The organism is Bacillus massiliigorillae (assembly GCF_000380245.2).
GTDB classification, from domain to species: Bacteria; Bacillota; Bacilli; order Bacillales; family DSM-1321; genus Bacillus_AD; species Bacillus_AD massiliigorillae.
Genome location: NZ_HG428751.1, coordinates 1 through 12,955, shown reverse-complemented (window position 1 = coordinate 12,955; position 12,955 = coordinate 1). Strand labels below are relative to the sequence as shown.

At 36.4% G+C, this 12,955-nt stretch carries 13 protein-coding genes, 1 tRNA gene, 1 other RNA gene and 1 other annotated feature; of the genes, 4 read left to right on the top strand and 11 right to left on the bottom strand.

The features are described 5' to 3' along the window. Positions 1-185: 185 nt before the first annotated feature. From TX86_RS25575 to tadA, 7 genes are all read right to left on the bottom strand, one after another. On the bottom strand, positions 186-449 hold the full coding sequence (locus TX86_RS25575; protein WP_042353333.1) for a pro-sigmaK processing inhibitor BofA family protein: 264 nt from the start codon (positions 447-449) through the stop codon (positions 186-188). Positions 450-534: 85 nt separating this feature from the next. Then, entirely contained in the window at positions 535-753 is a 219-nt protein-coding gene (locus TX86_RS25570) for a YaaL family protein (RefSeq protein ID WP_042353331.1), read from the bottom strand. 21 nt (positions 754-774) lie between these two features. Beyond that, positions 775-1,371 carry a recombination mediator RecR gene (recR, locus tag TX86_RS25565; RefSeq protein WP_042353329.1) on the bottom strand — a complete coding sequence of 199 codons (597 nt, stop codon included), beginning with the start codon at positions 1,369-1,371 and terminating at the stop codon, positions 775-777. 11 nt (positions 1,372-1,382) lie between these two features. Next, positions 1,383-1,703, bottom strand: a complete 321-nt coding sequence (locus TX86_RS25560) for a YbaB/EbfC family nucleoid-associated protein (protein ID WP_042353327.1) — start codon at positions 1,701-1,703, stop codon at positions 1,383-1,385. Between the two features lie 18 nt (positions 1,704-1,721). Beyond that, on the bottom strand, positions 1,722-3,410 hold the full coding sequence (gene dnaX / locus TX86_RS25555; protein ID WP_042353324.1) for a DNA polymerase III subunit gamma/tau: 1,689 nt from the start codon (positions 3,408-3,410) through the stop codon (positions 1,722-1,724). A gap of 153 nt (positions 3,411-3,563) precedes the next feature. After that, an RNA gene (gene ffs, locus TX86_RS26525) (signal recognition particle sRNA large type) lies at positions 3,564-3,828 on the bottom strand. 83 nt (positions 3,829-3,911) lie between these two features. After that, positions 3,912-4,427: a tRNA adenosine(34) deaminase TadA gene (gene tadA, locus TX86_RS25550; RefSeq protein ID WP_042353322.1), complete on the bottom strand. Its 516-nt coding sequence runs from the start codon at positions 4,425-4,427 to the stop codon at positions 3,912-3,914. An 89-nt stretch (positions 4,428-4,516) separates the two neighbouring features. On the opposite strand from tadA, the gene TX86_RS25545 reads away from it, so the two are divergent. The 3 genes from TX86_RS25545 (at position 4,517) to TX86_RS25535 (ending at position 6,499) form a co-directional block, all read left to right on the top strand. Further along, positions 4,517-5,080 (top strand): cysteine hydrolase family protein, encoded by a 564-nt coding sequence (locus TX86_RS25545; RefSeq protein WP_042353319.1) that lies wholly within the window; start codon positions 4,517-4,519, stop codon positions 5,078-5,080. Between the two features lie 106 nt (positions 5,081-5,186). Next, entirely contained in the window at positions 5,187-5,828 is a 642-nt protein-coding gene (locus tag TX86_RS25540; RefSeq protein ID WP_042353318.1) for a deoxynucleoside kinase, read from the top strand. Further along, positions 5,825-6,499, top strand: a complete 675-nt coding sequence (locus TX86_RS25535; RefSeq protein ID WP_042353317.1) for a deoxynucleoside kinase — start codon at positions 5,825-5,827, stop codon at positions 6,497-6,499. Before TX86_RS25540 ends, TX86_RS25535 begins: the two co-directional genes overlap by 4 nt. A 230-nt stretch (positions 6,500-6,729) precedes the next feature. Here the strand turns inward: TX86_RS25535 and TX86_RS25530 are convergent. The 4 genes from TX86_RS25530 to guaB all read right to left on the bottom strand — a co-directional run bounded on the left by TX86_RS25530 (position 6,730) and on the right by guaB (position 11,692). Then, positions 6,730-6,822, bottom strand: a tRNA-Ser gene (locus tag TX86_RS25530). 160 nt (positions 6,823-6,982) lie between these two features. Continuing rightward, positions 6,983-8,260 carry a serine--tRNA ligase gene (serS, locus tag TX86_RS25525; RefSeq protein WP_042353315.1) on the bottom strand — a complete coding sequence of 426 codons (1,278 nt, stop codon included), beginning with the start codon at positions 8,258-8,260 and terminating at the stop codon, positions 6,983-6,985. 84 nt (positions 8,261-8,344) lie between these two features. After that, positions 8,345-8,574 (bottom strand) — a binding site (T-box leader). A gap of 189 nt (positions 8,575-8,763) precedes the next feature. Further along, on the bottom strand, positions 8,764-10,092 hold the full coding sequence (locus TX86_RS25520; RefSeq protein ID WP_042353313.1) for a D-alanyl-D-alanine carboxypeptidase family protein: 1,329 nt from the start codon (positions 10,090-10,092) through the stop codon (positions 8,764-8,766). A 136-nt stretch (positions 10,093-10,228) separates the two neighbouring features. After that, on the bottom strand, positions 10,229-11,692 hold the full coding sequence (guaB, locus tag TX86_RS25515) for an IMP dehydrogenase (RefSeq protein WP_042353311.1): 1,464 nt from the start codon (positions 11,690-11,692) through the stop codon (positions 10,229-10,231). Positions 11,693-11,805: 113 nt separating this feature from the next. Between guaB and TX86_RS25510 the strand changes: the two genes are divergently transcribed. Next, positions 11,806-12,780: a YaaC family protein gene (locus tag TX86_RS25510; protein ID WP_042353310.1), complete on the top strand. Its 975-nt coding sequence runs from the start codon at positions 11,806-11,808 to the stop codon at positions 12,778-12,780. The last annotated feature ends 175 nt before the right edge of the window (positions 12,781-12,955 follow it).

Here is a 12,955-nt window from a genome sequence, read left to right as displayed (position 1 = left end):
TGAACGATTGGTTGTTTGAAACAACTTTTATATCTTACCATATAGTTTGTTTCAAATCAACTGTTTTTTAAAATGTTTTTTCATCGCTCCGAAGCGACTTTAATAATATACCACTCAATTAAACATATCGTCAATACTTTTTTAAAACTTTTTTAGTATATAAATTAAGATCATTCACATCGCTCTTATACAACCCAATATTGTAGGGCTGCTAAAGTAAATACTCCTGGAATCCCTAATAACCCAGCTACTCCAGCTGTTGCCACATTAATTGGTACGTGCAAACCGATACTGCTGCCAAAAGCATTCAAAAAAAACAATAACATGGCCCCAATCACAATTTTCACTGCGATATTCCCAATAATACGTAATGGCTTATAAGAAGCTCCTAAAAATAACAAAAGTAAAATCAGGCCCACAATAACAGAAATAATAATAACCGGATCCATAAAAAAACTCCCCTCGTTAATAGCTCACTAGTACAAGCTATGCTATAGGATAGCTTTTCAGAACCTATAACAGGAGGGGAATTCCCTAAAGTTTTTTAGATACATTTCTTATTTTTGCTTCTTTAAATAATGAAAAGTATTTAATCTCAGCCATTTTTGCTTCCATAATTACATCATCATTCGGATCTAAACATATTTCTAATAGCTCTTTTTGATGAATCCAGTTCTGCTTAAGATCTTCTAATTGTTGTAGTAACTTCTCATCATATTCTTTACGAAGCCTACCTTTTCGCCGAAACAACATAGAACATGACCCTCTCAAATATTATAACTCTCTCCGTCCTTCAAGAGCCTTAGATAAAGTTACTTCATCCGCATACTCTAAGTCTCCTCCAACAGGTAAACCGTGCGCAATTCTTGTAACTTTAATTCCTGAAGGTTTAAGCAATCTAGATATATACATAGCCGTTGCTTCACCTTCAATATTAGGATTCGTAGCTAATATAACCTCCTGGATTGTCGCATCCTGTAATCGTTTAATTAAATCAGAAATGTTAATATCCTCAGGTCCAATTCCGTCCATAGGTGATATACTACCGTGGAGCACATGATAAAGTCCGTTATACTCACGCATCTTCTCCATAGCAATAACATCTTTCGGATCTTGTACAACACAAACTACATCACGGTCTCGACGCTTATCTTCACAAATATAACACGGATCTTGGTCAGTTATATGTCCACAAACCGAACAGTATGATAAATTACGCTTCGCATTGACCAACGCCTTAGCAAAATCTAAAACCGTATCTTCTTTCATACCAAGTACAAAAAAAGCGAGCCGGGCGGCAGTCTTAGGACCAATACCCGGCAATTTCATAAAACTATCTATCAATTTGGAAATAGGTTCAGGATAGTGCATATAGTTGCCTCCTAGAACATCCCTGGAAGATTTAATCCTTTAGTGAACTGACCCATAGTAGAAGCTGTTAGTTCTTCTGCTTTCTTCAAAGCATCATTTGTTGCAGCTAATACTAGATCTTCTAACATTTCGATATCATCTGGGTCAACAACTTCAGGTTTGATTTTCACTTCTATAACTTCTTTGTGACCGGAAACAGTAACGGCTACCATACCGCCACCTGCCGTACCTTCAATTCTTTTTTCTCCTAGCTCTTCTTGAGCTTTCGCCATTTGCTTTTGCATTTTTTGCATTTGCTTCATCATACCTTGCATATTACCCATACCACGCATAATATAAAAACCTCCAATTTAATCTTTAATCTCTAATAATTCATCGCCAACTAGCTTTCTTGCTTCAGCAATAATAGGATCTTCTTCTTTTGGTTGATTGTTATCTTCTTCAGGAGAATCTTGCATTGCTAGAAAATCTTCTCGAACTTGCTGCCATTGAGATTCTGGAATACCTTCCAACGTCAATGGTTTTCCTACCAATTGCATTAATACAGAAGCGATTTTCTCGAGATATTGATTGCTTTGCATAACTTTCTCGCAATGAATATCGTATTTGAATTTTACCACAAATGCTGTATTAGATGCAGCAACAGGTTCAGAGCCACTCAATAACGCAGCTACAGATTTCATATTCTGATTACCGAGCGTTGATAACAAGTCACTCCAATGATTTTTTACCACTTGTAAATCTTGCTTCGTTGCATTCTTTAACACATTATTAATCTTTCCAACCGGTGCTTTATATGTCTTCTTTTTCACCGCTTTGGAAGGCGAAGGAGCTGATGGTGTATCTACTTTCATAGCTACTCCTTCTGTCTTCAATAATCGTAATTCAGATTCCAACTGACTAATCTTCATGGTAAGTTGTTCTAAATCCTGACTAGCATGTGCTACTTCTGTCTTATTATGACATAACTTAACTAACATCACTTCAAGTTGAATACGTGGATGGTTCGTCCACTTCATTTCTTGTTGTGCTTTATTTAAACCATCTATCATTTGATAAATAGATTGTTCGTGCATTTGTCCCGCTAGTTCTTTAAACTGGTCATCCACAACCACTCGTTCAAATGAGTCGGCTAATTGGGGTGATACTTGATAAAGAAGCATGTCTCTAAAATATAATATTAAATCCTCAATCAAACGAATTGGGTCTTTTCCTAATGCTAAAAGTTCTTTTAACAAACGAAGCGCCTCAGAAACATTTTTATGATGAATGGCATGCACTAAATCATTTATAAAAATTTGTGAAACAGATCCAGTCACTGTTAATGCATCTTCTACAGTTACCTTCTCATTCGTACTAAAGGATATAGCTTGGTCTAACAAGCTAAGTGCATCCCTCATTCCACCTTCAGCTGCCCTAGCAATGATATATAGTGCCTGTTCATCACATGCATTTCCCGTATTACCAATAATTGTTTGCATACGCTCTACAATATCCTCAGGTCCAATTCGTTTAAAATCAAACCTTTGGCAGCGAGAAATAATCGTAAGTGGTATTTTATGAGGCTCAGTAGTAGCAAGTATAAAAATAACATGCTTTGGCGGTTCTTCTAATGTTTTTAGTAACGCATTAAAGGCTCCGGTCGAAAGCATATGTACTTCATCTATTATATACACTTTATATCGTACTGAGTTTGGTGCATATTTGACTTTATCTCGTATATCTCTAATTTCATCTACTCCATTGTTGGAAGCAGCATCGATTTCAATTACATCTGAAATAGAGCCATCAGTAATTCCTAAACAAGATGGACATTCATTACACGGCTCTCTCGTAGGTGACTTTTCACAATTGACTGCTTTAGCAAGTATCTTCGCAACACTCGTTTTCCCAGTTCCTCGAGGTCCTGAAAATAAATAAGCGTGGGAAATCTTTTCTTGCTCGAGAGCATTTTGCATCGTCTTCGTAACATGTTTTTGTCCGATCACGTCAGAGAATTGCTGTGGTCTCCAAACTCTATACAGCGCTTGATATCCCACGGTAGGCCCTCCTTTTACATAATCATTATCATTATACATGAATTAATTTCGTCATTTCAAAAAGACAATGAAAAAACATTAACTTTATACAAAAAGAGGATGAATGCTCTTATCGAACACCTCATCCTCTTGTGTTTATATAATAAATTACTGCCGTACACCTTCCGTCGATTAGCTGCCATAAGCGTTACTTTTGTAGTTAGCTCGGCTCAGGCAACCCTGCGGCACATGGAAGCTTCCACTTAATGCTGCTTCCTTCCGGACCTGACATGGTTCATGGATTTCCATTGCGCAGGACCCAAGCGTCAACACCACTTGCAAAAGGCAGACCCTACAGCATACTAACCTCTAGAAGGGATTCAGTCTCGCTAGAGCGGATTGCGAGTACAGGGCACCGCTACCTCCCCACCTAGTACGGCAAAAATGATACCAATATTAAAGTGCGTCATAACTGACACATGTTCAAGTATATCTATATTTGATTAAAAAAGCAACATCTTACTAAGAGTTAATTGTTGCATCTTTATCCAACTGTTTATTTTTCTGTTTCATTTCTTTCTTACGCTTCCGTAACTCTTTAAAAAAAGCTGTTAAAATATTACCGCACTCCTGTTCTAACACGCCAGCACACACTTCACTTTGATGATTAAAGCGCTCATCTGTTAATAAATTCATGAATGTTCCCGCACACCCTGCCTTTGGATCTGATGCTCCATATACGACTCTTTTCACACGCGAAAGGATAATAGCTCCAGAGCACATTGGACATGGCTCTAGGGTGACATATAGAACTGTATCTTCTAATCTCCACGTACCAAGCTTTTTACACGCTTCTTCAATAACCATTAATTCAGCATGGGCAGTGGCACTTTGTTCAGTTTCTCTTAAGTTATGAGCTCTAGCAATAATCTCTCCATCCAGCACAAGAACAGCACCGATTGGAACTTCACCTAATTGACCCGCTTTCTCTGCTTCCTCTAAAGCCGCCTTCATAAACTTTATATCTTCTGTACTCATCAAGAAAGCTCTCCTTACATTTTAATGACTAAATCGTCTAAATCATAACACACTAATAGCATTAGAAAATCTCAAAAGGGGGAATACTCATGCACAAACTTAAACAGTCCACAAGAGCGCTACTCATTATTGATATGATTAATGACTTTCAATTCGAGCACGGCGACCAACTCTTGCAACACACTTATGAAATATTACAACCACTTCTTCAACTAAAACAGAAAGCCAAAGCAGCGAACATTCCCACTATATACATCAATGATCATTATAATCTATGGCAAGCTAATTTCAAAAAAATCACCGACCAATGTCGTAATCGAGACAATAAAGAAATTATTGATCAAATCGAGCCTACAGATGAGGATTTCTTCCTCATTAAACCAAAGCACTCAGCATTTTTCGGTACCTCTTTAAATACATTACTTGCTCATCTAAAAGTAAAGGAACTCATTTTGACCGGAATCGCGGGTAATATATGTGTACTTTTTACTGCAAACGACGCTTATATGCGTGAGTTCACATTATATTGCCCACAAAATTGTATTGCATCTGCCGATATCCAAGATAATAAATACGCCATAACGATGATGAAAAATGTCTTAAAAGCAGACATCCGTAACAGTGAGATGATTCAGTTAGATAATCGCTACTAAAATTTGCAACTTTTTTTCTTGTATAATTTAGCTTCCGGAATAAAAAGTGTATGTTAAAATAACAGGAGCCATAAAACCCTCAATGAACCAGGAGGCCGAGTAAATCATGAATCACACACCTTTTATTACAGTAGAAGGGCCGATTGGAGTCGGAAAAACCACGTTATCGAGAGCCATCTCTGAACATTTTCAATATAAAATTCTACGAGAAATTGTAGATGAAAACCCATTTCTAGGGAAATTTTATGAAAATATTGATGAGTGGAGCTTTCAAACGGAAATGTTCTTTCTCTGCAATCGATATAAGCAACTTGAAGATATTGAAACCAAGTTCTTATCTAATCAAATGCCAGTCGTTGCAGATTATCATATATTTAAGAATTTAATCTTTGCACAGCGAAGCCTAAAGAACGCTCAATATGATAAATACCTCAATATTTTTAATATCCTTACAGAAGATATGCCAGCTCCCAATATGGTCATTTATTTAAATGCCAGCCTTGATACGCTATTAGCAAGAATTCAAAAAAGAGGAAGAGAAATTGAAAAGAATATTAGCCCTCTTTATTTAGAACAACTGACAATAGACTATCAAAACTTCATGGAACAATTCATTGAAAAGCATCCAGAGGTTACTGTACTACAATTTAACGGAGACGAAATGGATTTCGTTAAGAATAAACATGATCTTCAAACGATTATCAATCAAATCGAGGATCAGCTTCATAAAGGAGTAAAACAACTATGAATCTAAGAGAGAAATACAATATACCGAAGAATGCAGTTATTACAATCGCCGGAACAGTAGGAGTTGGAAAATCAACGATTACTAATTCACTAGCAGAGGCTTTAAATTTCCGCACTTCTTTCGAAAAAGTAGATTTAAATCCTTATTTAGATAAATTTTACGGAGATTTCTCACGTTGGAGTTTCCATTTACAAATCTACTTCTTAGCAGAACGATTTAAGGAGCAAAAACGTATCTTTGAATATGGAGGCGGCTTTATTCAGGATCGTTCCATTTACGAGGATACAGGTATCTTCGCAAAAATGCACTTCGAAAAAGGTACGATGACAAAGGTCGACTATGAAAACTATACGAGCTTATTTGAAGCAATGGTTATGACGCCATATTTTCCACATCCAGACCTACTCATATACTTAGAAGGTTCACTAGATGACATTCTAGGTAGAATCAAAGAGCGTGGGCGTCCAATGGAACAGCAAACGCCTATCGAGTATTGGGAAGAGATGCATACTAGATACGAGAACTGGATTAATCAATTTAACTCATGCCCTGTTTTACGATTAAACATTAATGATTATGATTTAGTGAATGACGAACAGTCTATTGAGCCAATCGTTGAACGCGTTGGTCATTTCTTAAAACATACGCAATCATTACGTAAGACGTATTAATAAAAAAGCAGAAGCGTCTGGTCTAGCCTCTCATGAACTAGAACCCTTCGACTGAGGATAAAGGATACTCGAAGAGACACTAGGGCTGGAGCTAGACATAATTAAAAGGTCACCGGTTAAGAAACCAGTGACCTTTTTTATTATGATTATTCCATTAAGACAACAAAAAAATCGTTACATCAGTAACGATTCACAATCCCATTTATGCGCTGGGTTTAATTATAAAATAATGGAGGAGGTAGAGGGATTCGAACCCCCGCGAGCCGTTAAGCCCCTGTCGGTTTTCAAGACCGATCCCTTCAGCCGGACTTGGGTATACCTCCATATCCAATTAAGAACAATTAATAATATAGCATATACTATTATGAACGTCAATAAAATATGAGAATGTTTTTCTTTCTAGTATTACTATGTGTTCTTTCTTCTCTTCTTATACTGAAAAAGAGATTATCTTGTATAAAAACAAAATAACCTCTAAGAATATTATTTACTAATAACTTCTTTTCCACCCATATATGGACGTAAAACTTCTGGAATAACAACACTTCCATCTTCGCGTTGATAATTCTCTAAAATAGCAGCAACTGTACGTCCAATTGCTAAACCTGAACCATTCAATGTGTGTACATGCTCTGGTTTACCTTTGGCGTCACGACGGAAACGAATGTTTGCACGTCTTGCTTGGAAACCTTCGAAGTTACTGCAAGAAGAAATTTCACGATATACACCATAGCTTGGTAACCAAACTTCAATGTCATATTTTTTCGCAGCAGTAAATCCTAGGTCGGCTGTACACATACTTAATACTTGATATGGTAAACCAAGCAATTGAAGAACTTTCTCTGCATTGTTTGTTAGCTTCTCTAATGCTTCATAAGAATCTTCTGGCTTTACGAATTGAACAAGTTCAACCTTATTGAATTGGTGCTGACGAATCAATCCTCTCGTATCGCGTCCAGCAGATCCAGCTTCTGAACGGAAACAAGCACTATACGCTGCATAACGAACCGGTAGATCTTCTGCACTTAAGATTTCATCGCGGTGCATATTTGTTACAGGAACTTCAGCAGTTGGAATTAAGAAATAATCATCGCTCTCAATACGGAACGCATCTTCTTCAAACTTTGGTAATTGGCCCGTACCTGTCATACTTGCACGATTAACCATGTATGGTGGCATGATTTCTGTATAACCATGCTCTTCTACATGAAGGTCTAACATAAAGCTAATTAAAGCACGTTCTAAGCGAGCTCCTAGCCCTCTATAGAACACGAAGCGGCTTCCAGTTACTTTTGCTGCTCTTTCGAAATCAAGGATTCCTAGACCGTCTGCAACGTCCCAGTGTGGCTTAGGCTCGAAATCAAATTGAGGAATCTCTCCCCATGTTCTAGCTACTACATTATCATCTTCACTGTCACCAACAGGTACACTTGGATGAGGAATGTTAGGGATAGATAACATTAATTGCTCTAATGCTTCTTCTACTCCACGTAGTTCATCATCTAATACTTTAATCTTATCGCCTACTTCACGCATTTCTTTAATAACATGATCTGCATCTTGTTTCTCGCGTTTCATAATAGAAATTTGTTGAGAAACCTCATTACGACGACTTTTTAACTCTTCTGTTTGAACAATCAGTTCACGACGCTTGCTATCTAATTCCTCAAATTGATCTAAACTAGATAAATCTTCACCTCGACATTGAAGATTCTTCTTCACTTCTTCAAAGTTAGCGCGGACATATTTCAAATCCAACATTCTAATTTCCTCCTTCTTGTTAGCTCATAACGTAGTTTTTTATACACATACCCTAAAATAGACAACAAAAAAACCCCCATCCCAAGAAGGGACGAGAGTTACCCGCGTTGCCACCCTAGTTAAAAACAGCACCATACTGCTTTTCACTTAAAAGAATAACGGCTTCTTAGCCGAAAGTATTTAATAGCCTATCAATGTAGGCGTTCCACACTCCACTCAAGGACGGATTCACACAGCTGCATCATCGGTTTGCACCAACCACCGACTCTCTACGGATTACAACATATGTTACTATTTCCTCTCAATGCTTTAAAGGATATTAATTTTGTTTTCAATTTACTATATTTTTTTCCTAGTTGCAACCCTTTTATACTCTCCAACCAGAAAAACCATCACCGGTCCTTTTTACTTCTTGTTTACTTCAAAGTAAAAAGGAGCCTTGCCGCTGGCGTAAGGCTAGACACCGACAAAAAACTCCCTATCTAAGATAGAGAGTTTTTTAATCAAAACCAGCCTTTAACCATAGATGAAACGCTATCCCATACATTGCCGAAGAATCCGCCTACTGCTCGCATAGATAAAACAAACCAGTTTGCTTTTTCTACATCTTCCGCAGCTACAAGATCAGCACTTGCTAGCTTTTCACCATCTTTTGTTAAGAAGCCATAGTTATTTGTTTCAGATTGTACAGTTACATAACCGATTTTTTCACCTTTTTTGATTGGAGCTACAAGCTCTCCATCTTCATTTAGTTTCTTCTTATCGATTACGACTACAGGCTTGTAATCTTTCGCCGTACCTTTTTCAATTACTAAATCAATTGATTTATTTGTTTTTAGTTTTACTTGATCTTCTTTACCTTTATCAACAGCAATTGTTCCTTGCTTCTTAGGTTGATAATCTTTCTTTACTACTTTTTCAGTATCAAATGTGCTGAATGCATAATCAAGAATTTTAGTTGTATCAGTAAAACGCTCATTTTTTGAAGTAGACTTCATAACTACTGAAATAAATCGTTGGTCGCCACGTTTTGCAGTCGCTGTAAATCCATAGCCTGCAAAATCTGTCGAACCTGTCTTCAGTCCATCTACACCATCATATTCAAAGATTAAACCTGGTAACATCCAGTTAAAGTTCGGATATTCTTTACCATCTCTGAATTTTAATTTAGACATACTTGATGTTTCTAATACTTCAGGGAAGTCATGTAACAAACGGAAAGCTAGAGTTGCCATATCACGAGCTGTCATGACATTCTCTTCATTCGGTCCACCAGCAGGAATTTGACCTAATAAGTTACTATTATTCAAACCGCTAGAGTTAACGAATTTATAATCTTTCAATCCTAGTTCTTTAGCTTTTTTATTCATCAAAGTGATAAAGTTTTTCTCACTACCACCAACGACTTCTGCTAAAGCAACTGTTGCTGCATTACCTGAGAAGATTGCCATTGCTTGGTATAATTCTTTAACTGTGTACGACTCACCTTGCGTTAAACCAATATTTGATAACCCTGGTGCTTTCGATAGGTTATGAACATACTCATTAATGTTTACTTTTTGATCCCAAGTAATTTTGCCTTCTTTAATAGATTCAAGAACAATATACTCTGTCATCATTTTTGACATACTAGCAACGCCTAGAACTTTATCTGCATTTTTCTCATACAGAATTTTACCTGTTTTTGCATCTAATAGAATAGCAGCTTCTGCTTTTAATCCTAGAGGATCATTTCCAGATGCTTGAGCAGGTGAAATATTCACTGCAAATTGAGAACATACAAGCGTTACAAGTAATGTGAAAATCAGAGTAATCTGGCTGATTTTTTTCAACTTTCCATACCTCCACTGCATATAATGATCCATCTTATTTCTCTTATTTTCCACTCACACTTTGTCTAGTTTAGCATAAAAAAAACAAAAAAAATAGACAGAGAAAAACCGCTCTGTCTATTTTAGTACTTTATCATTACATTGAATAGTTTGGTGCTTCTTTCGTAATTTGAACATCATGTGGATGACTTTCTCTTAAACCAGCACCTGTCATACGAACAAATTGAGAGTTCTCTCTTAACTCTTCTAAGTTTGCTGTACCACAGTATCCCATACCAGCGCGAATACCACCAACTAATTGATACAATGTATCTGCTAAAGGTCCTTTATAAGGTAAACGTCCTTCAATTCCTTCAGGAACAAACTTTTTATTATCTTCTTGGAAATAGCGATCTTTTGATCCTTTTTCCATAGCTCCAACTGAACCCATACCACGGTATACCTTAAATCTTCTACCTTGGTAAATTTCTGTTTCGCCAGGGCTTTCTGTTACACCAGCTAAAAGACTTCCTAACATAACAGCGTGACCACCAGACGCTAACGCTTTAACAACGTCACCAGAATATTTAATACCACCATCGGCAATAATTGTTTTACCGTGTTTTCTTGCTTCAGTAGCACAATCATAAACGGCTGTAATTTGTGGAACACCTACACCTGCAACGACACGAGTTGTACAGATTGATCCAGGTCCAATACCTACCTTAACGATATCAGCTCCAGCTTCGATTAAAGCTTTTGTAGCTCCAGCAGTCGCTACGTTACCAGCGATAATGTTTAAAGTTGGATATGCTTCACGAATCTCTCTAACGATGTTCAGTACACCTGCTGAGTGACCATGTGCTGTATCAACTACGATTGCGTCTACATTCGACTTAACAAGTGCTTTAACACGTTTCATTGTATCTTTTGCAATACCTACAGCAGCACCTGCAAGAAGGCGTCCTTGGCTATCTTTTGCTGAATTCGGGAATTCAATTACCTTTTCAATATCCTTAATCGTGATAAGACCTTTCAGAATACCTTGTTCATCTACAAGTGGTAATTTTTCAATTTTATGCTTTTGAAGAATTTTTTCAGCTTGCTCAAGCGTTGTGCCGACTGGAGCTGTTACTAAATCCTCCGCAGTCATTACTTCATGAATGCGCATAGAGTAATCGCTAATAAAACGTAAATCACGATTTGTTAAAATACCTACCAACTGCTGTTCTGTCTCATTATTAACGATTGGAACACCTGAAATGCGGTATTTTCCCATTAAATGTTCTGCATCAAATACTTGATGATCTGGAGTTAAGAAGAAAGGATCTGTAATAACACCACTCTCAGAGCGTTTAACTTTATCAACCTGCTCTGCTTGTTGTTCAATCGACATATTCTTATGAATAATACCTAGACCACCTTGACGAGCCATAGCAATAGCCATATCAGCCTCTGTTACTGTATCCATTCCAGCACTAATGATAGGAATGTTCAACTTAAGTGTTTCAGTCATATTAACAGAAACATTTACGTCCTTGGGTAAAACTTCTGACTTAGCAGGGACTAACAATACATCATCAAATGTTAATCCTTCTTTTACGAATTTATTCTCCCACATACTTTTACCCTCCCGATTGAAAATATTATTAGTAGGTTATCAATTGGACAAAATACTGTCAAGAAAGAATGAAAAAGTTTGATTTTTCAAACTTCTTAAGGAGGAAATAATAAATGAATTATTTAGATGAAATTTGGAGTACTATTTCCCTTTTTTATTCTGCGTCATCGACACAAAAATATTTAAAATCTTGTTATGAGAAGCTTCTTCATAAAGATAGCGAGTCGCTTAGCTTCCAAAACTGCCCTACATTTATATACTACTTAGAATACGCCCAAACATACTATAAACAAGCAGAGATTGCCCCCCTTACAATTAAACCAGTTCTGCTGTTCTATGGATATATACAATTGCTAAAGGCCTGCTTACTTACGGTAGATCCAAATTACCCTAGCTCCACTTCTTTATTAGCTCATGGAGTCACTACCCGAAAGCGAAAAAAACAACAATACCAATTTTTAAAAGATGAGATTAAGATTCAGAAAAGTGGTTTATATAGCCATTTGAGTGAAAAATTATTTTTAACGAAGCAAATTGAAGGAGAAAGAATCATCATGAATGATCTCCTCGTTCAGATACCTGAGCTCTATAATGAATTACTATTCTTTAATAAGGAAAGAAGCTACCCATTAACAGCGATAACAGCTACTACATATCAAACAACAAATAAAATATTAGACACTTTACATATGAGTGATGAAAGACTAGAAACCCTTCTCAAAAAATCTTTTAAACTGACGCTGGATGTTAAAGAAGAAAAGCAAAAGCTCTATTTTCATATTAACCGACCTTTTTCCTATAACTATAATCATCCTTTTCGCTTTAATTTGTTTACACAAAACTTTCATTTCTCACTCTCTCAAAATTCGCATTGTCCTTATTTAGGTGAGATTCTTATTCATTACTTATTACTTTATAATTTGAGTATGATTGCTCGCTATGAAACAGAATGGTGGCTAGATCTCATGAAAACAAATCCTAATGAGGACTTTCCAATTATACAAAAGTTTCTTAACGTAACATTGTATAAGGGCCCTTTTTTAATAAGTAAATGGTTACTAGAGGAAAATGAATTTATATTTATGTAATAACTTTTACGTTTACTTTCCTATTTAAATAAACAAAACAGAAAATGTATTAGCCACCTTAAAGATATTTCAATATATTTTCCAAGGTGGCTTTTCGTATCTGTTTATTACATATTTCTTTTATGATTATTTAATATCTCATTTTATAGAGTTTTCCTTCTATAGTTGTAAAAAC